21 protein-coding genes are annotated in these 23,179 nt (G+C 64.7%); 5 read left to right on the top strand and 16 right to left on the bottom strand.

Going from position 1 to position 23,179, the window contains the following annotated elements:
• Window positions 1-11: 11 nt before the first annotated feature.
• The 5 genes from ACN9M3_RS15790 to ACN9M3_RS15770 all read right to left on the bottom strand — a co-directional run bounded on the left by ACN9M3_RS15790 (window position 12) and on the right by ACN9M3_RS15770 (window position 4,495).
• Window positions 12-1,271: a hypothetical protein gene (locus ACN9M3_RS15790; protein WP_426172090.1), complete on the bottom strand. Its 1,260-nt coding sequence runs from the start codon at window positions 1,269-1,271 to the stop codon at window positions 12-14.
• Between the two features lie 5 nt (window positions 1,272-1,276).
• Complete coding sequence (locus ACN9M3_RS15785; RefSeq protein WP_426317888.1) at window positions 1,277-2,449, bottom strand: hypothetical protein; 1,173 nt, start codon at window positions 2,447-2,449, stop codon at window positions 1,277-1,279.
• 151 nt (window positions 2,450-2,600) lie between these two features.
• Complete coding sequence (locus ACN9M3_RS15780) at window positions 2,601-3,458, bottom strand: intradiol ring-cleavage dioxygenase (protein WP_426317887.1); 858 nt, start codon at window positions 3,456-3,458, stop codon at window positions 2,601-2,603.
• Window positions 3,459-3,471: 13 nt separating this feature from the next.
• Window positions 3,472-3,996: a hypothetical protein gene (locus tag ACN9M3_RS15775; protein ID WP_426317886.1), complete on the bottom strand. Its 525-nt coding sequence runs from the start codon at window positions 3,994-3,996 to the stop codon at window positions 3,472-3,474.
• Window positions 3,986-4,495: a Spy/CpxP family protein refolding chaperone gene (locus ACN9M3_RS15770; RefSeq protein WP_426317885.1), complete on the bottom strand. Its 510-nt coding sequence runs from the start codon at window positions 4,493-4,495 to the stop codon at window positions 3,986-3,988. Before ACN9M3_RS15770 ends, ACN9M3_RS15775 begins: the two co-directional genes overlap by 11 nt.
• Window positions 4,496-4,622: 127 nt before the next feature.
• Between ACN9M3_RS15770 and ACN9M3_RS15765 the strand changes: the two genes are divergently transcribed.
• Both ACN9M3_RS15765 and ACN9M3_RS15760 read left to right on the top strand, forming a co-directional pair.
• Entirely contained in the window at window positions 4,623-5,306 is a 684-nt protein-coding gene (locus ACN9M3_RS15765; protein WP_426172213.1) for a response regulator, read from the top strand.
• 3 nt (window positions 5,307-5,309) lie between these two features.
• Window positions 5,310-6,821 carry a HAMP domain-containing sensor histidine kinase gene (locus tag ACN9M3_RS15760; RefSeq protein WP_426317884.1) on the top strand — a complete coding sequence of 504 codons (1,512 nt, stop codon included), beginning with the start codon at window positions 5,310-5,312 and terminating at the stop codon, window positions 6,819-6,821.
• A gap of 3 nt (window positions 6,822-6,824) precedes the next feature.
• Here the strand turns inward: ACN9M3_RS15760 and dcd are convergent, their stop codons facing one another.
• Both dcd and ACN9M3_RS15750 read right to left on the bottom strand, forming a co-directional pair.
• Entirely contained in the window at window positions 6,825-7,391 is a 567-nt protein-coding gene (gene dcd, locus ACN9M3_RS15755; protein WP_090443665.1) for a dCTP deaminase, read from the bottom strand.
• 41 nt (window positions 7,392-7,432) lie between these two features.
• The gene (locus ACN9M3_RS15750; protein WP_426172080.1) at window positions 7,433-8,272 is read right to left on the bottom strand and encodes an alpha/beta fold hydrolase; all 840 of its coding nucleotides are present in this window, start codon (window positions 8,270-8,272) and stop codon (window positions 7,433-7,435) included.
• Window positions 8,273-8,431: 159 nt separating this feature from the next.
• Between ACN9M3_RS15750 and ACN9M3_RS15745 the strand changes: the two genes are divergently transcribed.
• Window positions 8,432-9,898: a rhomboid family intramembrane serine protease gene (locus ACN9M3_RS15745; RefSeq protein ID WP_426317883.1), complete on the top strand. Its 1,467-nt coding sequence runs from the start codon at window positions 8,432-8,434 to the stop codon at window positions 9,896-9,898.
• Here the strand turns inward: ACN9M3_RS15745 and ACN9M3_RS15740 are convergent.
• The 6 genes from ACN9M3_RS15740 to ACN9M3_RS15715 all read right to left on the bottom strand — a co-directional run bounded on the left by ACN9M3_RS15740 (window position 9,883) and on the right by ACN9M3_RS15715 (window position 17,981).
• A complete protein-coding gene (locus tag ACN9M3_RS15740; protein WP_426317882.1) occupies window positions 9,883-11,334 on the bottom strand; it encodes a hypothetical protein in 1,452 nt (483 codons plus the stop codon). The genes ACN9M3_RS15745 and ACN9M3_RS15740 overlap by 16 nt on opposite strands.
• A gap of 105 nt (window positions 11,335-11,439) precedes the next feature.
• Window positions 11,440-13,926: a DNA internalization-related competence protein ComEC/Rec2 gene (locus ACN9M3_RS15735; RefSeq protein ID WP_426317881.1), complete on the bottom strand. Its 2,487-nt coding sequence runs from the start codon at window positions 13,924-13,926 to the stop codon at window positions 11,440-11,442.
• A 26-nt stretch (window positions 13,927-13,952) separates the two neighbouring features.
• Window positions 13,953-14,756: a TatD family hydrolase gene (locus ACN9M3_RS15730; protein ID WP_426172074.1), complete on the bottom strand. Its 804-nt coding sequence runs from the start codon at window positions 14,754-14,756 to the stop codon at window positions 13,953-13,955.
• Between the two features lie 10 nt (window positions 14,757-14,766).
• Window positions 14,767-15,444 (bottom strand): lipoprotein-releasing ABC transporter ATP-binding protein LolD, encoded by a 678-nt coding sequence (lolD, locus tag ACN9M3_RS15725; protein WP_426317880.1) that lies wholly within the window; start codon window positions 15,442-15,444, stop codon window positions 14,767-14,769.
• On the bottom strand, window positions 15,437-16,699 hold the full coding sequence (locus tag ACN9M3_RS15720) for a lipoprotein-releasing ABC transporter permease subunit (protein ID WP_426317879.1): 1,263 nt from the start codon (window positions 16,697-16,699) through the stop codon (window positions 15,437-15,439). Before ACN9M3_RS15720 ends, lolD begins: the two co-directional genes overlap by 8 nt.
• Entirely contained in the window at window positions 16,692-17,981 is a 1,290-nt protein-coding gene (locus ACN9M3_RS15715) for a lipoprotein-releasing ABC transporter permease subunit (RefSeq protein ID WP_426172070.1), read from the bottom strand. Before ACN9M3_RS15715 ends, ACN9M3_RS15720 begins: the two co-directional genes overlap by 8 nt.
• A 26-nt stretch (window positions 17,982-18,007) precedes the next feature.
• Between ACN9M3_RS15715 and ACN9M3_RS15710 the strand changes: the two genes are divergently transcribed.
• Window positions 18,008-18,997 (top strand): hypothetical protein, encoded by a 990-nt coding sequence (locus tag ACN9M3_RS15710; RefSeq protein WP_426317878.1) that lies wholly within the window; start codon window positions 18,008-18,010, stop codon window positions 18,995-18,997.
• Entirely contained in the window at window positions 18,994-20,688 is a 1,695-nt protein-coding gene (gene recJ / locus ACN9M3_RS15705; protein WP_426317877.1) for a single-stranded-DNA-specific exonuclease RecJ, read from the top strand. The genes ACN9M3_RS15710 and recJ overlap by 4 nt, the downstream gene beginning before the upstream one ends.
• Here recJ and ACN9M3_RS15700 read toward each other — a convergent pair whose 3' ends face one another.
• From ACN9M3_RS15700 to ACN9M3_RS15690, 3 genes are read right to left on the bottom strand one after another with little or no spacing between them, the layout of a single operon-like run.
• Window positions 20,689-21,141 carry a YybH family protein gene (locus ACN9M3_RS15700; protein ID WP_426317876.1) on the bottom strand — a complete coding sequence of 151 codons (453 nt, stop codon included), beginning with the start codon at window positions 21,139-21,141 and terminating at the stop codon, window positions 20,689-20,691.
• A 32-nt stretch (window positions 21,142-21,173) separates the two neighbouring features.
• Entirely contained in the window at window positions 21,174-21,983 is an 810-nt protein-coding gene (locus ACN9M3_RS15695) for a type VI secretion system baseplate subunit TssG (protein ID WP_426317875.1), read from the bottom strand.
• Window positions 21,947-23,173, bottom strand: coding sequence for a type VI secretion system baseplate subunit TssF (locus ACN9M3_RS15690; RefSeq protein WP_426323768.1), 1,227 nt, complete (start codon window positions 23,171-23,173; stop codon window positions 21,947-21,949). The genes ACN9M3_RS15695 and ACN9M3_RS15690 overlap by 37 nt, the downstream gene beginning before the upstream one ends.
• Between the last annotated feature and the right edge of the window lie 6 nt (window positions 23,174-23,179).

Genomic DNA, 23,179 nt, shown 5'->3' with positions numbered 1-23,179 from the left:
TGGAACTCTCCTCAAATATCAGTCAAGGTATTGCGAAGGGCCCAGTGCGTCAGCAGGCGCCCCAGCAGGATGCTTTCGTGTTCCGGGCTCAGGATGCCGTCCGCACGCGCCTGGCCGATCACGGCGAACACCAGCACCGGCGAAGCCTGGTACATGCGCTCGGGCTTGCGCTGCCACAGCCGGAACAGCAACGCCAGGTAGGCCGGCTGCCGCAGATCCACCTGCAGCGCCTGCGGCAGCGAAGCACCGCGCAGCAAGGCCGGACGGTGATTGGCCAGCAGGCCGGCCAGCGCCGGCATCGAATCGCGCAAGGCCATCAGCAGTTGCCGGTCGGCCTCCGGCACGCCATCGAGGGGATAGTAGGATTCCCACAAGCGCGCCATGCGCTGCCACTGCGGATGCGGGTAGAGCTGCTCGCCCATTGCGCAGCTCAGGAGCACCCGGATCCAGGGCACCGGATGCGGGTCGTCGATATTGATGCGGAAGACGAAAATGCGCGGCAGGCTGACCACGCCGATCAGGCCGTGGGTGGCAGCCACGCCGACCCTGCCCAGCGACCAGAAGTCGGCGACGATTTCGGAAATCCAGCGCTCCCACAACTTCCACACCTGCGCCGGCCCGGTGGCGCCGGACTGCAGCGATTGCAGGACCGGGCGCAGCGAGTTCACAAGGTCCAGCAGCGCCGCGCCCTGGTGTCCCACCTCATGGAACAAGGAAGACGCAATGCTGGCGCCAACCATGCGTTCGCGCGGTACCCGAATGATGGCGACGGGATTGTCGCCGCCGCCCGGCAGGCGCGTGCGGGCGCGGCGGATAGCAGCCCCCGGTCCGCGATCGAGGTAGCACACCACCGGCGGCGGCGTGTAGTAGCCGCCGCGCAGGGCCAGGGCGTCGGCCGACGCGACGTCCAGTCCTGCCAGCCATACGCCGTAGCGATGTTCGCTGCGCTGCGTCACCACGTCGTTGAACATGTCGAACTGGATCAGCGCCGCATTGAACTTCATGCGCAGGAACGTGAAGCGGCGCTGGGCATGCGCCGGGCTGGCGCGCCGCCCGGCGGGGCTGCGCAACCAGTGCAGGAAGCCGCGCACCATCGCCCGCAGCTCGCGCCGCCCCGCCACGAGCTGGCGATCGATGCCAAGCTGCGCCCGCGGCAGCAAGGCGGCAGCCGGCACCATCGGCTCGATCAGGGCGAATGGCAGCACCCGGGCCAGGCGCGTCAGCAAGGACCGCGCCTCCTGTGCCAGCATCCAGGCGGCGTACGGGCTCATTTGGCTCAAGCTCCGTACAGGACGATTTTGCGGCCCTGGCGCACCCAGCGTCCGGAATTGCCGTGCATCGCGCCGGCCATGCCTCCCATGCCGCGCCCGGCTGCCCCCTGCTGGGCGCCCTGCTGCCCGGCACGCGCCAGCAGGCCCGGTGCGTGCTGGCGGACGGCCGCCGTCGCCGCCTGCATGGCAATCTGGCGCGGATCGCCGCCGCGCGCCTGGGCTGCGCGGTTGACGGTGTCGGCAGCCACCTTGACGAAGGTGCGTGCGCCGTCGAACTCGCGGTCCTCGCCGGACACCTCTCCTTCGGCCTCCAGCCCGAGGGCGCTACCGGCAGCCGACGCCAGGCCGCTGCCGATCTTGGCGCCCAGCGGGCCGCCGAAGTAGCCGCCAATCGCGCCGCCGGCCAGCGGCAGCGCTTTCTTGGCCACGCCTTTCAGTGCGCCGCCGATGGCCTTGCCGACCGGCGAGCGGATCACGTTGCCGGCGAACGATGCCGCCTTCTTCAGGAAGCTGCCCAGGAACTGTTCCAGTTCCGCTTCATTGGTCACCGACAGCAGTTCGCTGGCCAGTTCCATTTCCTCGGCTTCGGTCAGCATCCCTTGCTGGCCCATTTCGCCGCCCCATTCCGATTCGCCAAACTCATACTCGCCTTCATAGGAAGTTTCGTTGCCGAATTCCAGGGTGGTACGGTCGATGTCATGCATGATTAGCCCCCTTTGATGTGATGCTGCGGATGGTGGAACGGGATGCCGTTCCATGATGGATACGATGGTGGGCAGCAGCCCTGGTGCGTACTGCTTGGCCGCGATGTTCAGCGCGGCGCGCCGCACCTGGCGGGGATCGCCGCGGGCAGCCTGCCTGGCACGGCGCGCTGCCAGCCCGGCAAAACGCATGAACTGGCGTGCCGTTTCGAACTCGCGGTCCTCGGCGCTCAGGCCCTCAAGCTCCATGCCGAGCATGCGGCCGGCCCTGGGACCCGCCGACAGCACCTGGTCGGCAAGCTTGGGCAGCACGCCGTCCAGGCCGGGCGCCACATGGCGAAACCAGGCCGGCAGGCGCCCCTCGCGCCGCGCCGCCAGCAGTTCTGCTGCTTGCGGCAGGCTTTCATCGCGCCATGTTGCCTGTGGCGCCGCCGGGGACAGTTCGAGTTCCGGCCGATAGCTGAGCAGACGGTCCATGCTTTCTCCATTGCCTAAACCATGCTGGGAGCATTGCAAGGCGTGTGCCAGCGCCTCCCCCTCGGGGAAGCGCTGGCCGCGGCGAAAGCGGTTTCGGGGAATGGCGAAAAACGGGGATGCGGAGCGAAGCCGGCTTCGCCCCGAGGGAAGATCAGGCGGCGACAGCCGCCGTCAACGTGGCGACGTAGCCGTCGGTGACGTTGCCGCTGATCGTGACAAGTTGCAGGGAATGGCCATCGCTGAAGATATTGTCGGTGGCATAGCTGATGCGCGACAGGTTGCTTGCGGAACTGCTGTAACCCGACGTGGCATACACTTCGTTCAACGTCGCCATCGGGAAGGTGAATTGCGAAGTCTTGATGCGATTGGCGGCGCTGCTGCTTTGCGCCAGGCTGCGATATACCTCGAAGTGCACGTGCGGCATGCGGCCGTCGTAACATCCCGGGAAGATGGTGGTGAAGGACAGCTCGCCATTGGCGTCCGCTCCCTGCACGCCGCGCAGGTAGTTCTGGTCCGCCACCCCGCTCGAATACAGCGAATAGCGCCCTTCGCGGTCGCAGTGCCACAGGTAGACCGCGAACTCGCCGGCAGCACCGCAGCTATTGTTCGCATTGACGATCTTCAGCTTGATCGTCAATGGGATGCCGCCGGCTGTGCCGCTGGCGCCGTTGAAACTGCTTCGGATGTCGCTGCGCACCACGCCGGTCTGCGTCAATACGTTGACGATGCCGCTCGCATTGCTGTTGGTGCCGTCGCCAGGATAAGGCCCGCCGGTTTCTTCAGGAATGACGGTACAGCTTCCGGTCGTGGTGCCGGTGCTGCCGGCGCCCGTGCTGCTGCCGCTGCTGGCGCTGCTGCCAGTGCTCGTGCTGTCCGAGCCGCCGCCACAGGCGATCAGCGGCAGCGTGGCCGCGCCGGCCAGCAGCCAACGCAGCGAGCGGCGCCGGGTGCTGCCCATGTTCATCATTGCTTCCAGGTCTGCGGCCAGGCCGTGGTCATGCGCGTCCATAAGATTCTCCTTTTTATGCCGTGGTGTTGATCAGGTTGCCGCTGCTGCCTGCTTGCGGCAGCTTGTCGGCCAGCGCTTGCAGGAACGTCGTCAGCCTGGACTGCGAATCGCTGCTGTCGCCGCCAAGCGCGGACAGCAGGGACGAGAACGAAGTCTCCAGCGGCGAAGCCTCGCCGCTTTCGGTATCGTCGCTTTGCAGCGACGAGATCAGGCTTTGCAGGTCTTCGGCCAGGCGGCCGGGGCCTCCCGGGCCACCGTGCTCCTCTCCTTGTCCGCCATTTGCCTCGCCCTGTTCGTGCAGGGACGACATCAGCTCCTGGAGGAAGCTGCCCAGGGCCGAAGCGGCGCTTTCCTTGTCGGTGGCGGCGACATCGGTTACGCCGAGCGATTCCAGCGCCGAGCCGATCGCGTTGACGAAACCGCCCTCTCCCGGCGGCGGTCCGGGCGGCGGAGGCGGTGGCGCCTGGCGCGCCTGCCCGCTGCCGCTGGCGGCCAGTTGGCCGGCAAAGCTGCTGGAGCTGATCGAATTAACGTTCATTGAAGCCTCCTTGCTGGCGACGCGCCTTGCGTTCGTCCAGCTGCTTGCGCTGCTCAGGGGTCAGCAGGGCCAGCACCTTCTGGTGGGTACGGATATGGGCCAGGGTCAGGTTGGCCTCCGCCTGTGCCGCGGCTTGGGCCAGCTTGGCCGCGGCCGCGTCATCGAATTTCTCGGCATTGCGCATGTCATGCAGGGCGCGCATTGCCTTCTCGTGGGCGCGCTGCTGCTCGCGCAGGTAAGGCGCCTGGTTGTGCATCAGCTGGAAAAGCTTGTCTTCCTGGCTCTCGGACAGTTCGAGTCTATGCAGGAATGGCAAACCGGGGGCGCCGAAGTGCCCGCCGCGATGGCGGCCAGGAAATTCTCCGCGAGGGCCTTCCGGCTGCGGGCCTGCAAGCTGCGGGTGTTCGCCCTCAGCTGGCAGGTTTTCTTCCGCCCCGGCCAGCAGCGGCAGGGTCATTGCGGCGGCCAGCAGCAGCTGGGTCAATTTGCTCTTCTTCATTGTGAATCTCCAGTGGTGATGGTGAGATTCCATTCTCTGGCTACAGCCTGTAAAGCGCCGTAAGTGGCAGGTAAAAACGTGTAAAGATGGAGCAACCCGGCAGGAGCGTTTTGTTATCATGGGCGCCATGAACAAGGTCCTGTTGATTGACGATGACGTCGAACTGGTCGGCATGTTCCAGGAATACCTGGAGCAGGAAGGCTTCGAGGTCAGTACCGCCCACGATGGCGAAACCGGCACCACCCGTGCGCTGACCGGGGCGTTCGCCATTGCCGTTCTCGATGTGATGATGCCGCGCATGAACGGCCTCGAAACGCTGCGCCGGATCCGGGCCGTGAGCCAGATGCCGATCCTGATGCTGACCGCGCGCGGCGACGATACCGACCGCATTGTCGGCCTCGAACTGGGCGCGGACGATTACGTGACCAAGCCGTGCACGCCGCGCGAACTGACGGCGCGCATCCGGGCCATCCTGCGCCGCACGCAGGCCGTGCCGGATACGGGCTCCGGGCCGCTGGTTGTCGGCCAGCTCACCATGTGGCCCGAGCAGCGCCGCGCTGCCTGGGGCGGCGTGCCGCTGGAGCTGACCAGCACCGAATTCAACCTGCTCGAAGTATTGGCGCGCAATGCCGGCAAGCCGGTGAGCAAGAACGTGCTGTCCGAGCAGGGGCTGGGGCGGCCGATGGCGCGCTTCGACCGCAATATCGACGTCCATATGAGCAGCTTGCGCCACAAGCTCGGTTCCATTTCGGACGGGCGCTCCTGCCTGCAAACCGTGTACCGCCTCGGCTATCAGCTGATCCGGGAGTAAGCCGTGGGCCGTCTTTTCTGGAAGTTCTTCTTTTCGATCCTGCTCGCCCAGGTCGCAGCCACCGCCGCAATCGGCGGCGCCGTGTGGCTCAAGGCGCGCGCTGCCGCTGAAGCGCGGCCTTCCGATATCGAGACCGGTCCGCCGGCGGAGATGTCGATCGAATCCGCCGCCGCGACCCTGGCCTTTGGCGGCACCGACGGCTTGCGCCAGTTGCTGGAGAATATGCCGCGGCATCGCGTGTATGCCGTTGGCGACGATGGCAAGGAGTTGCTGGGGCGCATCACGACGCCAAGCATGCTGTCCGAAGCGCAGAAAATGCTCGTTAGCCCGGACCCGCGCGGCGTGCGCCAGGTGACTGCGCCAGACGGCCAGCGTTACCTGCTGTTCCTGCCTTCGCGGCGCCACCAGGGCACGCTGGACGCGCCCGACTCCCGTACCCTGCTTGCAGGATCGGGCATCCCCGGCCTGGACCCGCGCGCCTTCCGCCGCCCGGACAGCCGCCGCCCTTCAGCGCCTCCACCGGACGGGCCGGCGATTCCACACGCCGCGGGCCAGCAGCCGCCCGAGCCGCCACCCGGCGCCGGTGCAGGCGCTCCCCCACCCCGCTTCCGGCCACTGACGCCCTTTATCCCCATTGGCGCCGCCGTGCTGGCAAGCCTGCTGTTCGCCGCCTTGCTCGCCTGGTACTTTGCGCGCCCCATCCGCGCATTACGCCAGGCCTTCGACGCTGCAGCCAGCGGCGACCTCGCGCCGCGCTTCACCGCCAAGCCACGCGCCGGCGGCGACGAACTCACCACCCTGGGCCGCGATTTCGACCGCATGACCGGCCGCCTGCGCGCCCTGCTTGACGGCCAGAAGAATCTCCTGCACGACGTCTCGCACGAACTGCGCTCACCGCTGGCCCGCCTGCAGGCGGCTATCGGCCTGGCCCACCAGCAGCCGGAAAAGACGGCCGCCTCGATGGAGCGCATCGAGCGCGAAAGCGTACGAATGGACAAGCTGGTCGGCGAACTGCTGACCCTGTCGCGCCTGGAAGCCGGCGCCTTCGACGCGCCAAAGCAGGAATTCAGCATCGGCGAACTGCTCGACGACATCGTGCAGGATGCAAAATTCGAAGCTGCCACCAACGGCCGCGAAGTGCATTTCAGCGGCACCGCCGACGCACAGCTGACCGGCCAGCCCGAATTGCTGGCGCGCGCCATCGAAAACGTGGTCCGCAACGCGATCAAGCACAGCCCCGCCGGCGGCAAGGTAGAAGTGGAAACCGCGCTCGATGCGCGCTTCATCCGCATCCGCGTCATGGACAACGGGCCGGGGGTGGCACAGGAAGACCTGGGGAAGATTTTCCAGCCCTTCTACCGCAGCAGCAACACGGAAAAGGACGTGGATGGACATGGACTGGGCCTTGCAATCGCCCAGCAGGTGGTACAGCAGCACGGCGGCCGCATCGCCGCCGCCAATCGAACCGGCGGCGGGCTTTGTGTGGAGCTCTCGCTCCCTTTGCTCAGTGCCTGACGCTCAAGCCTTCGGCAGGGTCACGCCATGCTGGCCCTGGTACTTGCCGTTGCGGTCCTTGTACGAGGTTTCGCAGATTTCGTCGCTCTCGAAGAACAGCACTTGGGCGCAGCCTTCGCCGGCGTAGATCTTGGCTGGCAACGGGGTGGTGTTCGAGAATTCCAGCGTTACATAGCCTTCCCACTCGGGCTCGAACGGGGTCACGTTGACGATGATGCCGCAACGCGCATAGGTCGACTTGCCCAGGCAAACGGTCAGTACATTGCGCGGAATGCGGAAATACTCGATGGTACGGGCCAGCGCGAAGGAATTCGGCGGAATGATGCAGACATCGCTCTTCACGTCGACGAAGGAGTTCGAATCGAAGTTTTTCGGATCGACGATGGTGCTGTTAATGTTGGTGAACACCTTGAATTCATCGGCACAACGAATGTCGTAGCCGTAGGAGGAAGTGCCGTAGGAAATCACCTTGCGGCCGTCCACGGCACGTACCTGGCCGGGCTCATACGGCTCGATCATGCCGTGTTGTTCCGCCATGCGGCGTATCCATTTGTCGCTTTTAATCGTCATCGCAGGTGCTTTCTGGTTTAAATAATGGTGCGGATTTTACATCAGGCGCGCATGCGCTGGGGCGCTTCCCCGGCCTGCAGCTCGCTGCCCAGCATCTGGCGGATCAGATCGCGTGTCATTTCGGCCGCGAGGCGCGGCATCTCCATCGGGAACAGGTGGGAACCGCGCATCATGCGGAAATTGCGCCCCACCAGCTTGCGCGTGTGTTCCAGGCCGGCCTGCCGGTTCTCCATGGAGTTGTCGCCCGCCACATAGCCCACCGGCACTGGGAACTGGCCTTTCACCAGCGTGCCGATATGGTGCGGCAGGCTGCGGTAGATTGCGGTTTCGGTTTCGCGGCTGAAGCGCAGTTGAACGCCTTCCGGATGTTCGACCAGGCCGTGTTCCAGGTAATCGAGCAGGACGCCGGGCGCCCAGGCGCCGAAGATTTCCTTGCTGGCGAAGTGACGCAATGCTTCCTTGTGGCTCGCCCAGACGTTGCGGCGCTTGGCCGAGAAGCGCGCCGGGGAATAACGGTCGGAGAAGCGGGTGCCTTTGAACAGGCGCCAGAATTGGGCGCGCCAGCCGGCAACCACGGGGGAATCGAGCATCACCACGCAGCGCACCAGCTCAGGGCGCTGAGCCGCAGCCATCAGGCTAAGCAGCCCCCCAAGCGAGTGGCCGACCAGGATCACCGGTTCCTTCTGGTAGCGTGTTTCGAGCTCTGCGATCAGTTCCTCGACCAGCTTGGCCCAGCCATCTTCCACCGGATAACGAGGGTTATGGCCGTGCATGTCGAGCGCCTGCACATCGAAATCCTGTCCGAGGTACTCGAAGAATTGGCGGTAGGTCCCTGCCGGGTAACTGTTCGCGTGGGCGAAATGGACTTTCGGTTTCGTCATTTACTTACACTAAAAGCAATGGCAACAAGTGTTTCGTGCAAAGCATGTAATTATCGCTCAGGATCACCTCCCATGCCAGTAGCGGACAAGGACGCACACCTTTGAGAAATATCCAAATAGCAATAAAATGTGCCTCTTGTACAGCATAGCGCCCCTTTCATGATTATTGTCCCCGTAGAAAACCGGCCCGATTGGAAAAATCCGCCCGTTGCGACTCTGCTGCTCATCCTCGTCAACGTCCTGATCTTCTTTTTCTATCAGAGCAAAGACCCGCAACGGGTGGAGCAGTCCTATCGGTGGTATGTCGAATCAGGCCTCTATGAGCGCGAGAAAGAGCCATTTCGCCACTACCTGAGCCGTACAAAACCCGAGTTGCGGGAGGATCTCGATGCGGCTGGTGACCAGGCCACGCCGCAGCTGCGCGACGCGCAGTTCCAGTATGCGGCCTACGATTCGCAATTCTCCCAGGCTTTGCACCAGGAGCTGGACGGCGACCCTGAATGGCGGGAGGATCGCAGCCGCTTCGAACAAGTGGTCAATTCTGTCAGCGGCAAGGCGTATGCGTTCAATGCCAGGGAAGCGCGCTGGGATACCTGGATCACCAGTATGTTCCTGCACGGCGACTTTGGCCACCTGCTGGGGAATATGGTATTCCTGTTCCTGTTCGGCTTTGCCTTGGAGATCGCGATCGGGCGCGGTGTATTCCTCTTGCTCTACCTGTGCAGCGGACTGGGCGGCACTTTGTTGTTCTGGATGTCGAACCTTGGTACCGATCACGGCGTCGTGGGTGCGTCGGGTGCGATATCGGGCTTGATGGGCATGTATATCGCCGTGTACGGCCTGAGAAAAATCAACTTCTTCTACAACGTGATTTTCTTCACCGGACAGCTGCGGGCACCGGCCCTCATCGTCTTTCCCATCTGGGTCGGCTATGAGTTGTTCGGGGCGAGCAACGGCAATGACGGGATAGCGCACTGGGCCCATACGGGCGGACTGTTGTTCGGCTACGTGCTGCTGGCCCTCTGGATGCGCCTGGGCCTCAAGTACAACCGCGATTTTGTCGAGAAGATTGACCACGACGCGCCATTCAAGTCCGCGCTGTCGCGGATTCAGGAGCTGGTCGTCAAGATGAAGCTGGATGAAGCGCGACAGGCGGCTGCGCAGTTGGTCAAGGCGCACCCGCATGATGCGCGTGCGTGGCGCGCCTTGTATGGCGTCGTGAAAATCTCGCCCGAGAGCCGGCAATATCATGAGACCGTGCACGCCTTGTTCAAGCAGGCCGGCAATGCCGCCCGCGATCCGGCGCTGCAAGAACTGATCGAAGAGGTGGCGCATGCATACACCGGGAACGGTGGCGCGACACCCGCGCTGACGGAGTCGGTGTCGCTCCTGCTGGCGCCGCGCCTCGGACGCGTCGAGCATATCAAGCCGCTCGCCGTCCTGGCCGAACGCCTGCTGGAACGGCAATGCCGGCACGAGATGATGCCAAGAATCTTGCAGTCGGTGGCCAACCTGTCCGCCAAGGCACGGCTGACGGCGCAGGCGCAGCGCTACCGCGACCAGTTACGGGAGCGCTTCCCCGATTCGGAAGAAGCGCGCCAATTGGCCACTCACACGGTCGCCTGACTCATCTGCCCGAGCGACAGGACCACCTTGCGGTATTTCTCGACCTCGCCGGCGATGGCATGGCCGGCATGCTGCTTCAGCAGGAAATCGAGGATCATGACGGCCTTGCCATCGTCGCGCAAGCCTTCCGAGTAGATGCGCGCCAGCAGGTAATAGGCCGCCGGCAGCTCGTCGCTGGTCGGCGCCTCCTTGTGCAGCATGCCAATCAGCGCAATCGCCGGCTTGAACCGCTTCTGGATAAAGTACTCCTCCGCCAAGGCCCGCCGCACGGCGATGCTTTTCGGCTTGTACTGCGGCACCACCTGGCATGCTGCTTCCAGGACGGCGATCATGCGGCTCTTGCGCTGCATGTCGAGCAAGGCCTGGAGATAGCGCTCGGTATGCAGCTGCACGCGGTCCGGGTCGCCGCGCGACTGGCAGAGCAGCTTGTGATGATAATCGAGGACATGCAGGTCATTCGGGTAGTCGGCGACCATGCCGGCCATGTGCCGCAGCGCGTCCGGGTAACGCGATTCCCGCACCAGTATCACCGCACGGGCCAGCTCCAGGGCGCGATCGTCCGCAGGACCGGCCGCATGCTCGTCGTCCGGCTCGATGCCCAGGTCTTCGTGGTGCTGGAACAGCAGGTATCCCATCATCGCGCCCATGACCATGTTGAAATAGGCAGTGCTTGCGACGAGGATTGCGATGAGCACGTAGGGATAGTGCTCCGCCAGGTGAGTCAGTGTTGCAGCAGGCATGAGTCCAATCGCCCGTTCCGGGCCTTGCGCGGTGATGAGCAAGACCAGAAGCAGGCCGAGATAGGACCAGCCGATGCGCCATGCCAGTTGCACTACCTGGATGGGATCGAGGGCGTCCCGCAAGGTACCGTGGATCGCCAGCAGCATGATGCTGGCCGGCAGCAAGCCCGAGAGGCAGATAATCATGGCGGCGCCGGGCAAGCCGAAGCGCCCCAGGCAGACCACGAGGATGCCATAGGCCAGCATCAATCCAAGCATCTTGAGCGTCGTGGGATTGCCGTCGAACAGGTCGGCAATGCTGGGCGGCCGCGTCCTGCCCTGGCTGCAAAACTCGATCACGCGCAGGCTTTGCCGGATGCCCAGCGCAACCACGATGAAAATCGGCAGGAAGATCAGGATGCTGTGCGGGTCGAACAGTTTCGCCGATGCGCTGGCCAGGCCGGCGAGCAAGGCGAGGAAAATCAATCCGTTCAGCGCAAACGGATAGGCGAAGAAGCGGGGCATCTGCGACCAGAACGAGGGCTGCGCATTGCCGACGCCGAGGTAGCGCATCTTGCCGGTGCACAGCGTGCAATACAGCGAATGGGTCGCCTGGGGCGAGGCCGGGAAGCACTCCTGGCACAGGAGCGTGTCGCAAGCGACGCAATTCCAGTTTGCTGCCCTGTCCGCGTGATACCCGCAATAATCAGTTGCCACGATGCTGCACCTTCCGCTCGAACGATAGTCAAATAGTCAAGATGATAACATTGATTTGTGGCAAATACCATAATAACGTTGTCATCAAGCACATCCCGGCATCGGTCAGCGCCCATGCCAGTAACGCGGATGTTGCGCGCGCCATGCGCTGACGTCCGTTCGATCACCGAACGCCAGCGACACTGCGCCCGCCTCGTCGGTGCGCCAGATGCCGGCGCCCAGGTCCACGTATCGTTGCAGCACGTCGGCACGCGGATGGTGGTAGCGGTTGCGGTAACCGAGCTGGAAAATCCCGTGCTGCGGCCGTACCGCAGCCAGGAAGGCCGGGGTCGACGAGGTGCCGCTGCCATGATGGGGCACAAGGAGCACATCGGCACGCAGCTTGTCCGGCACAGCCGCTACCAGCGCTGCTTCCTGCTTGGCTTCAATATCGGCCGGCAGCAGCAAGCTGCCGCTCCTCGCCGCGATGCGCAGCGTACAGCCGCGGGCATTGGGCTTCAGGCCCGGGTCTTCATAGCTGGCGGCCGACGGGTGCAGCATTTCGAAGCGGATGCCGTCCCACTCCCATTGTTGCCCCGCCAGGCAGTGCGCGTGCCGCGGCGACGCTTCCGCGATCGGGTGACCGGCCGGCAGCGATGACAGCACCCAGCCGGTACGGATGTCGCGCAATATCGCCAGGGCGCCGCCGGAATGGTCAGTGTCGCTGTGGGTGACGATCATTCCGTCCAGGGCGTTGATGCCGCGCGCCCGCAAGTAAGGGAGAATTACCCGGTTGCCGCCGTTAGTTTCGGGGGTGTAGGCCGGGCCGGTGTCATACAACAGGCGATGACCGCTCGTTTCAACCAGCATGGCCATGCCCTGCCCTACATCGAAGGCGATGACGCGCAACTCGCCGGCCGGCGGGCTTTCCGGCTGTGCGGACAGCAGGGGCAGCCAGCAGGCCAGGCCGAGCCAGCGCAGGGGCCAGCCGCGAGGCGCCAGCATCCAGGCCGTTCCGGCAAGGGCGAAGACAAAAATGGGCCAGGCCGGCGTGGGGGCGGACCACACGGCCAGTGGCTGGGCCGAGAGCCATTGCAACACGTCGAGCAGCGACTCCAGCAGCCAGTGCGCGCATTGCAGCACCGGCGCGGCCAAAGGGGCCGGCAAGACGCTGCCCGCAAGCGCCAGCGGCGTGACCAGCAGGCTGATGGCGGGGATGGCGATGGCGTTCGCCAGTGGGCTGATCAAGGAGACTTGAGAAAACAGCAGCATCGTCAGCGGAACAAGGCCGACAGTCACTGCGACCTGCGTTACGGCAGCCAGGCGCAGGTTCTCGCGCAGGCGGATGAACCATGCCGCTTTCCACCTGCCACCGGGCTTCGAATCGCCATCAATGGGCATCGCCGACGCTGCACCCGTTGCGACTTCGGCGGCCGGCCCGGAGCCTCCAGGCGACAACCGGCCCACCGTCGCGTACAGGATCGCAGCGACTGCGCCAAACGACAGCCAGAATCCCGGCCACATCACCGCCCAAGGGTCGAGAATTACCACCACGGCTGCGGCCAGGGCCAGCACATGCGAAATGGCTGACAGCCGGTCCAGCCATACCGCGAGCGCCACCACGGCCAGCATGTACAAAGTGCGCTGCGCCGGCACCCCGAAACCCGCCAGCGCCACGTAGCCCCACGCTGCAAAAAAGCCGGCAATCACTGCCAGCCGCGCCGCAGGCAGCAGCAACGGCAACTGCCATTCCGGCATGAAAAACGATTTTCGCCAAAGCCAGCCGGCCAGCCATGCCACCAGGCCGGCGATCATGGTGATGTGCAAACCTGATATGGAAACGAGATGCGAAATCCCCGTGCGGCTGAACACTTGCCAGTCCTGCGGCGAGATCGCGCGCTGGTCGCCCATTGCCAGCGCGACTATCACGCCCGCATAGCGCGCATCCGGCAACGCAGCGTTGATATGCTCGCGGATTGCGTAACGGGCGCGCCCGACGGCGTTGTGCGCGGTCGGCATGAAACCGGCCAGCCGTTCGTTGCTGCCCTCGGCCCGCACATACCCTGTGGCGCGGATACCCTGCTCCAGCAGCCACAATTCATAGTCGAATCCAAAGGGGTTGGCATTGCCATGCGGCCGCTGCAGGCGAACTTTGAGGCGCCAGCGCTCGCCCGGCAGCAGTTCGGGCGGCGGCGCGCCGCCGCCAGCGCGCGGCCCGGCATACCAAGACAGGACGATACGGGGCGGAACGGCCGATGGCGATTCAACGGCAAAATTGAAGCGAATGCTGCCGTCCTGCCGGCTTGGCAGGCTGTCGATCGTGCCGACGATCTCGAAGTCGCGGCCCTCGTCCGCCTTTGCAAGTTCATCGGACAGGGCGCCTTGTGCGACCAGGGCGGCCCAGGCGAAACCGGCCAGTGCACCGGCCGTAGCGGCAAGTCCTGCGCGCAGGAAGGAAAAGGCCAGGCGGGCGCGCCACGCAGGCACCAGGACGGCCAGGGCAGCGAGCACCGCGCCGAGCACGCAGGCCAGCTGGACGCCCGCTCCCGGCAAGGCTGCCTGCCCCTGCAGCCACGCCACGCCGCCGATCAGGCCGAGGATTGCGCAGCGCATCTCCCCCTCCCCGGCTGGCTGGCCGGTCAGGCGGCCATCAAGGCCCGCAAGCGCGGCATCACATCCAACGCATTTTGCGTTGTCGCCGTAGCGACCCCGGCTGGCTCCTCGCCACGCAAGGCCGCCAGCGCTTCGCCGATCCCTGCGACCTCGGCCGGCGTGTTCACGCCCGGGTGCACCCAGGAAGGCGCAATGTCCGGCGCATCCGTCTCAACGACGATGGAGGACAGCGGCAATTCAGCCGCCAGGCGGCGGATCTGCAGCGCGCGGGTAAAAGTCAGGTTGCCGCCAAACCCCAGCTTGAAGCCCGCATCGATATAGGCCTGCGCCTGCTGGAAACTGCCGTTGAACGCGTGTGCGATGCCGCCCGCTGGCCCCACCTGCCGCACATGCTTCAGCACCTGGTCCTGCGACTTGCGCACATGGCACAGCACCGGCAATTCGAAATCCCGTGCGATCTTGAGCTGTTCGCGCAGGAAGAACACCTGCTTCTCGCGCATATCCGGCTCGCACAGCATGGGAATAAAGAAATCCAGGCCAATCTCGCCGACCGCCACGAAGCGCGGATCGTCCATCGCCTGCGCTACGGCCTCGCGCATGTACGCCAGGTCGTCCTCCACGGCATGCGGCACGTAGATGGGATGGATGCCCAGCGCGTAACTGGCATTCGGCGCCTGGTGCGCCAGCTCGCGCACCACCGGAAAATTGGCGCTGTCGACCGCAGGTATCACCACCATCCCCACGCCGCGTTCCTGCGCCCGCGCAGCCAGCGCCAGCGATTGGCCGCCGAATTCGTGCGCGTCAAGGTGGCAATGGGTATCGATCCACATGGCGCGGTCCTCAGGCAGGATTCAAGCCTTCGTCGGTCAGGCGCAGCATGCGGTCGCAGCGCTCCGCCAGGCTTGCGTCGTGGGTGACAATGATGAAGGCCGTGCCCAGCGTGCGCGACAGCTCGAGCATCAGGTCGAACACCTTCTCCGCGGTCGAATGATCCAGGTTGCCGGTCGGCTCATCGGCCAGCACGCAAGCGGGTTGCGTTACCAGCGCGCGCGCCAGGGCCACGCGCTGGCGTTCGCCGCCGGAGAGCTCGCCCGGCACGTGCGTTACGCGCTTTTCCAGGCCCACGCGCGCCAGCATTTCACGCGCCGCCTGCTCCGCCTCTGCGCGCTTGACGCGACGGATCAGCAAAGGCATTGCCACGTTGTCCAGTGCCGAGAATTCCGGCAGCAGGTGATGGAACTGGTAGACGAAGCCCAACTCGCGGTTGCGCAGGTCGCCGCGCGCCGCCTCGTTCATCGAAGCGAAGTCGCTCCCTTTCAGTACCACGTTGCCGCTGGTTGGCGTATCCAGGCCGCCCAGCAGGTGCAGCAGCGTCGACTTGCCTGAGCCCGAAGCCCCGACAATCGCCACGCGTTCGCCGCGCGCGACCGACAGGTTGATCTTTTCCAGCACCTTGACCCTGTAACTGCCCTGGGTGAAGGTCTTGCCGAGGTCGCGGCAGGTCAACACATTACTCATAGCGCAGCGCCTCCGCAGGTTTGACGTTGGCCGCCCAGCGGCTCGGGTACAAGGTCGCCACGAACGCCAGCAACACGGCAACCACGCCGATCACGCCAACATCGGACCAATGCATGTCCGATGGCACGGAGCTGATTGTGTATATATCTTTAGGCAAGAACTGCACTCCCAGGAGGTTTTCAATAAATGGAACAATGACGTCGATATTCAGCGACACCAAGACGCCGCCGGCCACGCCAAGCACGGCGCCGAGCAAGCCGACCAACGCGCCCTGGATCACGAAGATCTTCTGGATCGAGCGCGGCGAAGCGCCGATCGTGCGCAGGATGGCGATATCGGCCTGCTTGTCGGTCACGGTCATGACCAAGGTCGAGACGAGGTTGAAAGCCGCTACCGCCACGATCAGCGCCAGCACCACGAACATCATGCGCTTTTCAGTTTGCACCGCTGCGAACCAGGTCGCATTGAGTTTTGACCAATCCCGTACAGTCATTTCCTTTGGCACCAGCTTTTGCAGCTCGCCAGCCACTTCAGGCGCGCGATGCATGTCCGCCAGGCGCAGGCGCAGGCCCGCCGGGCCTTCAAGTCTCAGTAGCTTCCGGGCATCCTCGAGATGGATGAAGGCCATGCTTTCGTCGAACTTCTGGTGCCCCGCCACGAAAACGCCGGCCACGGTGAAGGTGCGCATGCGCGGCACGATGCCGGCCGGGGTCACGGTCCCCTGCGGCAGCACCATGGTGACCTTGTCGCCGAGATTGACTTGCAAGGCGCGGGCCATGTCGATGCCCAGGACGATGCGGAACTCACCCGCCTTCAGGTCGTTGAAACTGCCGTAACGGGTAGTCTTTGCCAGGTCGGACACGTTCGGCTCCACCTCGGGCAGCACGCCGCGCACGACCGCGGGCCGCAGCGCCTCGCCGCCGTGCGACAGCATGGCCTCGGCCTGCACGAACGGCGCGGCGCCCTTCACTTCAGGATTGGCTCGCAGCTTTTTGGCCAGGTCTTGCCAGTCCGGCAAGCTCGTGCCCCGTTCGAAGACCTCCACGTGGGCCAGTACCGACAACATGCGGCCCGTGACGTCCTTGCGGAAGCCGTTCATCACCGACAGGATGATGATCATGGCGCCGACGCCAAGCGCGATGCCGCCGACTGAAATCAGCGAAATGAAGGAAATGAAGCTGTTGCGGCTATTGCGCTTGCCCGCACGGGTATAGCGCAGGCCGACGATCCATTCGAAAGGCAGGTTTTTACTCATAACGCAGGGCCTCCGCAGGTTTGACGCGGGCGGCCCACCAGCTTGGGTAGAGGGTCGAGACAAGTGCCAGCAGCAAGGACGTTACGCCAATCGAGGCGACATCGCCCCAGCGCAGGTCCGAAGGCACGGCACTGATGAAATAGATTTCCTTGGACAGGAAGTGCACGCCGAAAAGGCTTTCCAGCCCGCCCACGATAGTCCCTACGTTCAGTGCCAGCAGAACGCCGCAGACAACGCCGATGGCCGTGCCGGCCACTCCCACCAGGGCTCCCTGGACCACGAAGATCTTCATGATGGAAAACGGCGATGCCCCAAGCGTGCGCAGGATGGCGATATCGGCCTGCTTGTCGGTCACCGTCATCACCAGCGTGGCGACCAGGTTGAAGGCTGCTACCGCGATGATCAAGGTCAGGATTATGAACATCATGTTCTTTTGCGACTTCACAGCTGCGAACCAGCCGGCATTGAGCTTGGTCCAGTCACGAATCACCAACTGGCCCGGCAAAACGGTGCGCAGTTCATTCGCCACGGCTGGAGCCTTCTGCATATCCTGCAAACGCAGGCGCATGCCGAACGGGCCGGCAACGTTGATCAGTTCCTGGGCGTCCGCCAGGTGGATCAGCGCCAGCGCGGAGTCGAACTCGTTGTGGCCGGATTCGAAAGTGCCCGCCACGGTGAAGGAGTGCAGAGTGGGCGCCATGTTGGAGGTGGAATTCCCCTGTGCCATCGCCAGCGCCACCTTGTCGCCCGGCTTCACTTCCAGTTCATTGGCCAGTTCCGCACCGAGGATGATGTGGGAAGAGCCGGGCTGCAAGAGCTCCAGCGCGCCTTGTTTCATCTGCTTACCGATATCGGAAACCCTGGGTTCTTCGCCCGGCAGGATGCCGCGCACGATGGAAGGACGCATCAAGTCGCCGCCATGCACGAGCATCCCTTGCAATTCGATGAACGGCGCTGCCCCCTTCACCTGCGGGTTGCGGGCCGCCAAAGCCGCGGTGGCACGCCAGTCGCCCAGGCCGGCCCCACTCACTTCATAGACTTCCACATGCCCAAGCACGGAAACCATGCGCTCGGTCACCACCGTCTGGAAGCCGTTATAGACCGATAGCACGACAATCAAGGCCGTGACGCCAAGAGCGATGCCTGCCATCGAAATCGCGGAGATAAAAGAGATAAAGCTATTGCGCCCATTGCGCCTGCCAGCGCGTGTGTAGCGCAAGCCAACCAGCCATTCAAACGGCATTTTTAATAAATTGACACAGTAAAGCCCGCAGTTTGCCATATAAAGAGTTTCCACTACAATGCCGCATGGCTTCCACGACCGTCGTCCTCCCCTTCGCATTGCCGCCCGCCGAACTGGCCCCGGAACTCTCCCGCAACCTGCAGGCGCCGTCCCTGGCGATGTTACTTTCACGCAATAGCTTGCTGGAAAAGCATGTTATCGCCGACGATAGCCGCATATTGCCGCATGAAGCATGGCTGGCCCGTGCGCGCGGCGGCCTTGCCGCAGCCGTCATGCGCGGCTTCGGCCTGGCGCCTAAGGAAGGCTATTGGTTCATCGTCCATCCGGTCCACATCCAGCTCGCCCGCAACCACCTGGTCCTGGCCGATTCGCGCCGTTTGCGCCTGGACGAGGCGGATTCGCGCGTGCTGTTCGACCTGGCCAGGCCGTTTTTCGATGAACTGCTTTGGGGCGACGCCGAGACCTGGTTCATGCGCGCCGATGGCTGGCAAGGCCTGGATGCCGCCTCGCCCGATGCCGCCATGGGCAGCAACCTGGCCGACTGGATGCCGGCCGGCCCGAACGCCCTGGCCTTCAAGAAGCTGCAAAATGAGATCCAGATGCTGTGGCACGAGCATTCCGTCAACGAAGCCCGCCAGCAGCGCGGCCTTGCGCCCGTGAATTCGTTCTGGATGTGGGGCGGCGCACAGGCGGAAGCCCCCATGGCCGAGCACCAGCCGATGGCCGTAGCCACGCCCGCGGCGGCGGCCGTGCCTTCCTGGCTGAAAGCCCTCTCGGCGGGCAGCACTGCGGCCGCGCCCGGGGCACATGGACCGGTCGTCCTGCCCCACCTGATTCCCATGGGCGCCGGCAATGACTGGGGCGCCTGGCTGGGCGCCATGCAGCAACTGGAACACGAATGGTTCTCCCCCTTGCTGGCCGCCCTGCGCAACGGCAGCACAAATGAACTGACAATGATCCTGACCAGCCGCGAAGGCTGGACTGAAATCCGCACCAGCAAAGCCGCGCTGCGCAAATTCTGGCGCGCACAGAACCTGAAGAACCTCACGCAATGACCCGTATCGCCATCCGTCCATGCCCGTCGCAGGAAGCCGAACTGCTGCGCCAGGGCGGCATCCACCCTGTGCTGGCCCGCCTGTTTGCCGCGCGGGGCTTGAACAACCCGGCAGAAATCTCCAGCGAACTGGCTGCGCTGATCCAGCCCTCCGGCCTGCTGCACATCGACCGGGCCGCCGAATTCCTGGCCGACTCCATCGCTGCCGGCAAACGCATGGTCATCGTTGCCGACTACGACTGCGACGGCGCCACTGCCTGCGCCACCGCCATTCGCGGCTTGCGCGCCATGGGCGCCAAGGTGGACTTCATCGTTCCCAACCGCTTCGCATACGGCTACGGACTGACGCCGGAAATCGTCGACCTGACCGCGCGTGAGAAAGCGCCCGACATCATCATTACCGTCGATAACGGCATTGCCAGCATCGAAGGCGTGGCAGAAGCCAAACGGCGCGGCATCGACGTCGTCGTGACCGACCACCACCTGCCCGGCGACAGCCTGCCCGACGCCCGCGTCATCGTGAACCCCAACCAGCCCGCTTGCGGCTTCCCGTCCAAGCACCTGGCCGGCGTGGGCGTGGTGTTCTACGTGCTGCTGGCGCTGCGCGCCGAAATGCGCCGCCGCGGCGTGTTCGACGCACAGTCGCAGCCAAAGCTCGATTCACTGCTGGACCTGGTCGCCCTCGGCACGGTCGCCGACGTGGTGCGCCTGGACGCCAATAACCGCATCCTCGTCGCCCAGGGACTGAAGCGCATGCGCGCCGGCCGTATGCATGCCGGCGTGGCTGCCCTGTTCCGCGTTTCCGGACGCGCCGTGCGCACCGCCTCTCCTTTCGACCTCGGCTTCGCTCTCGGCCCGCGGCTGAACGCAGCAGGCCGGCTGGAAGACATGTCGCTCGGCATCGAATGCCTGCTGACGGACGACGAGACGCGCGCCTGGGAACTGGCGCAGCAGCTTAACGACATCAACCTGAAGCGCCGCGAGATCGAGGCGGAGATGCAGGACGCCGCCCTGCTGCACCTGGACGATTTCCAGCCCGCAGACAGCACCACGATTTGCGTCTACGACGATAGCTGGCACCAGGGCGTGATCGGCATCGTGGCCTCGCGCCTGAAAGAACGCTTCTACCGCCCCACCATCACCTTTGCCCCTGCGGGCGACGGCATGATCAAGGGTTCCGGCCGTTCGATCCCCGGCTTCCACCTGCGCGACGCGCTGGACCTGGTATCCAAGCGGGCGCCTGGCGTGATCGACAAGTTCGGCGGCCATGCCATGGCAGCGGGCCTTAGCTTGCGCGCCGAAGCCTTCGAGCATTTCTGCGCCGCCTTCGAAGCGGTCGGCCAGGCCTGGCTGAGCGAATCGCAACTGGAGCGGGTGGTCGAAACCGATGGTCCCTTGGAAGACAACTGCTACACCACCCAGTTCATTGAACTGCTGGATGGCCAGGTATGGGGCCAGGGCTTTGCGCCGCCGGTCTTCTGCGATGAATTCCGCGTGCTAAGCCAGCGCATCCTGAAGGACCGCCACCTTAAGCTGATGCTGGAAAAGAAAGGCATACGCTACGACGCCATCTGGTTCGGCCATACCGATGCGCTGGGCGAACGGGCGCGCGTGGCCTTCCGCCTGGATGCCAATGAATACAACGGCGTGACCCGCGTCCAGTTGCTGGTGGAGCACGCCGAACCGGCTTGATTACGGCTTCCTGCAATCGCAAACACGTTCGCCTTTGTCGAACACGATGCGCCATTTGCCTGGCGCTTCCTGCCGCCAGACGGAGTTGAATCGGCCGGTAACCTTGCCTTGCTGGTCGCGCACCGGGCCGGACGAATGCGCCAGGGTGCCGGAGTCGAGTACTTCGACCTGGTCCGGCTCCCAGCTGAACGGGGCTTCCGGCTTTTCATAAAACGCTTTCCATTCGGCGGCTACGGTATCCCTGCCGCGCAAGACCTTGGGGCCGCTGTAGAAAATCGCCTCGTCCGCCAGGAAGGAGGCGAATGCCTGATGATCGCGCCTGGCCATGGTGGCCGCGAAGGCGCGCTCGGTATCGGCGACCTGCTGTTTCAACTCCGCGTTACTGGGCGGTGCCTTGATGGTGGTGCACGCAGCCGTCGCCGCAAACGCCAGCAGCGGGATCATCTTCTTCATTCTGCCTCCTCGCTTTGTTTTCTGGCCAAATACTAGCAAAGCCGGTAGCGCAAGTCATCCCTTTCGCCGGGCGGCTGCGTGGCCAACAGCGCGTCATGTCCCAGGCGTGCCACGGCACCCAGTTGCGCAACTGCGCTCACGCCAGCGCCAAGGTGTACACGAGCCTCGGCCTGGATGCCGCTATCCTCCGCGGAGGCCCGCCATAGCCGGCCCAATGCCAGCGCGTCCCTGCCGCCGGGCAGGAATGCCTGGGCCGATTGCGCGTCAAGCGGGCCGACATGGACCTGCACGGCGCTATCGATCCGCCACAGGCGTTCGCCGAGGAGCGCCCCGTCGCCGCAGCATGCTTTGCCGCTTCCGAGGGCGCTGGCCTGCCCTGGCGGCAGCATTTCCCAGCGCCCGGCAAACTGCTCGATCCATACCGGCACGCCGAGGGCATGCGAAAGCCGCTCTCCGAGCGCCCTTGCCCTGAGCGGGCCGCGCTGGAGCGGCAATTGCGGCAAGGGTGTGTATTCAGGACGGCCTTCACGCCATGCGGCGCAAAATGCATCGATTGCCGGCGCCGACAACAGGTCGATGAAGGCGCGTGCCTCGGCGCCGGCGGCGCGCGCCACGGCCTCCGTGTAGTAGTACGGCAGCGCGCCCGCCATGCCGAGCAAGCCTATGCACCCTGGAGTGACCGCTCTGCTGTCCAGCGCAACCACGTCGCAGGCGGGGAATGCCAGGGACAGGCTGTTGCGCCATTCCGGCGCGCCAAGCATTCCTGCCAGCTGGAAGATGGCATATCCGGTTGCATCGGCCGCGATCATTCCATCAGCTTGCCGGCGTTCCTCGCTTTGCATCGCATCAGCTCCTCTCCGGTGGCGGCCGACACCAGGACCAGCCGGCTAAATGTGTTCATGTGCGCGCACTCGCCGAAGAAGCGGTCCATGACTTGCGCGAACAGCAGCATGCCGCAGCCTGCGAATGCCCCTTCCTCGACTTGCAATCGGATTTCAGTGCCAGCAAGCGGCGAGGCGCGGCCGGGGCACAACAGCGCGGGCCGCAACTCCAGCCCTCTCACTGCGCTGATGATTGCGCGGCTCGCCGGGGAATGATCGATTGCCTGGCTGGCCATCAGTTCGCGCAAGGCATCGGCATCAAGCGGCAGGCGGTCCAGCGCCAGCAAGGCGTTGAGCTGCCAGCGGCAGCCGGGACCTCGAGCCGGCCGTGCCAGCACTTTGTCGCGCTCGCAGCAGGTCACGTCGACCGATGCGACTGTGCCGGCCGGCCAGGCGTACGCGCCGTGGAAGGCGATGCGCCATTCATGGCCTGCCGGTGCATCGTCGACATTGCGCACGCTCCATCCCACGTCCTCCGCACCGCCGACATGGACCCGGTCAATGCTGAAGATCTCCAGTTCGGGCGGGACCGACAGCAGGTATTCGGTTCGGCGCCCATCGATGCGGATGGGCGAAGCGGCGACACGCTGCAGACAGGCGCGCGCCGTCCAGCCGGCGCGCAGGTGGCCCGCTTGCAGTGCCTGCAGGAGGCGCGCCGGGGGCGCCGGCAGCCTCAGTTTCGCGCTCCTGGCGCCTGCAAAGGGCGACAGGTCAAGGCGCAGGATATTGAAGCGCGCGGGAAAAGTGAAGTACTCGCGCAGCAGCGCCAGCCCGGCATGCGCGCCAGGCGCACGGTGGAGCAGCGCTTCCACAGGATCAAGGCCTGATGGCTCGAATGGCCAGCGAGCAATCGGCAGCCACTCGCCGGCATCATTCCCGCGAAGGGCAGGCGCCGAGCCTGTCTCGCCAAGCAAGACACTGCGCAAGGCCGCACTGAAAGCGGCGTCACCGTCAATGAAGATGTCCAGGGCGTTGGCAGGGCCGCCCGGGCGAATGGCCTTGCCGAGATCAAGCACCAATTCGACCGAGGCCTGCGGGCCGTGGTGGTAACTGGCGGAGACGATTGCTGCGGCCGGCCCTGCAGCAGGCGCCAAGCCAATCCAGCACGCCGGGAACGGTTGCAACTGCCCCGGGAAATGCAATTCCAGCAAATGCTC

The organism is Pseudoduganella sp. R-43 (genome assembly GCF_049913255.1).
In the GTDB taxonomy this organism is placed as follows: Bacteria; Pseudomonadota; Gammaproteobacteria; order Burkholderiales; family Burkholderiaceae_D; genus Rugamonas.
This window is presented reverse-complemented; position numbering and strand designations above follow the sequence as displayed.

What these genes read in the sequence shown, in the direction of transcription:
- ACN9M3_RS15790 (WP_426172090.1), bottom strand. Translation starts at nt 1,271, where the DNA reads ATGAGCCCGTACGCCGCCTGGATGCTGGCACAGGAGGCGCGGTCCTTG.
- ACN9M3_RS15785 (WP_426317888.1), bottom strand. Translation starts at nt 2,449, where the DNA reads ATGGACCGTCTGCTCAGCTATCGGCCGGAACTCGAACTGTCCCCGGCG.
- ACN9M3_RS15780 (WP_426317887.1), bottom strand. Translation starts at nt 3,458, where the DNA reads ATGGACGCGCATGACCACGGCCTGGCCGCAGACCTGGAAGCAATGATG.
- ACN9M3_RS15775 (WP_426317886.1), bottom strand. Translation starts at nt 3,996, where the DNA reads ATGAACGTTAATTCGATCAGCTCCAGCAGCTTTGCCGGCCAACTGGCC.
- ACN9M3_RS15770 (WP_426317885.1), bottom strand. Translation starts at nt 4,495, where the DNA reads ATGAAGAAGAGCAAATTGACCCAGCTGCTGCTGGCCGCCGCAATGACC.
- ACN9M3_RS15765 (WP_426172213.1), top strand. Translation starts at nt 4,623, where the DNA reads ATGAACAAGGTCCTGTTGATTGACGATGACGTCGAACTGGTCGGCATG.
- dcd (WP_090443665.1), bottom strand. Translation starts at nt 7,391, where the DNA reads ATGACGATTAAAAGCGACAAATGGATACGCCGCATGGCGGAACAACAC.
- ACN9M3_RS15750 (WP_426172080.1), bottom strand. Translation starts at nt 8,272, where the DNA reads ATGACGAAACCGAAAGTCCATTTCGCCCACGCGAACAGTTACCCGGCA.
- ACN9M3_RS15745 (WP_426317883.1), top strand. Translation starts at nt 8,432, where the DNA reads ATGATTATTGTCCCCGTAGAAAACCGGCCCGATTGGAAAAATCCGCCC.
- ACN9M3_RS15735 (WP_426317881.1), bottom strand. Translation starts at nt 13,926, where the DNA reads ATGCGCTGCGCAATCCTCGGCCTGATCGGCGGCGTGGCGTGGCTGCAG.
- ACN9M3_RS15730 (WP_426172074.1), bottom strand. Translation starts at nt 14,756, where the DNA reads ATGTGGATCGATACCCATTGCCACCTTGACGCGCACGAATTCGGCGGC.
- lolD (WP_426317880.1), bottom strand. Translation starts at nt 15,444, where the DNA reads ATGAGTAATGTGTTGACCTGCCGCGACCTCGGCAAGACCTTCACCCAG.
- ACN9M3_RS15720 (WP_426317879.1), bottom strand. Translation starts at nt 16,699, where the DNA reads ATGAGTAAAAACCTGCCTTTCGAATGGATCGTCGGCCTGCGCTATACC.
- ACN9M3_RS15715 (WP_426172070.1), bottom strand. Translation starts at nt 17,981, where the DNA reads ATGGCAAACTGCGGGCTTTACTGTGTCAATTTATTAAAAATGCCGTTT.
- ACN9M3_RS15710 (WP_426317878.1), top strand. Translation starts at nt 18,008, where the DNA reads ATGGCTTCCACGACCGTCGTCCTCCCCTTCGCATTGCCGCCCGCCGAA.
- recJ (WP_426317877.1), top strand. Translation starts at nt 18,994, where the DNA reads ATGACCCGTATCGCCATCCGTCCATGCCCGTCGCAGGAAGCCGAACTG.
- ACN9M3_RS15700 (WP_426317876.1), bottom strand. Translation starts at nt 21,141, where the DNA reads ATGAAGAAGATGATCCCGCTGCTGGCGTTTGCGGCGACGGCTGCGTGC.
- ACN9M3_RS15695 (WP_426317875.1), bottom strand. Translation starts at nt 21,983, where the DNA reads ATGCAAAGCGAGGAACGCCGGCAAGCTGATGGAATGATCGCGGCCGAT.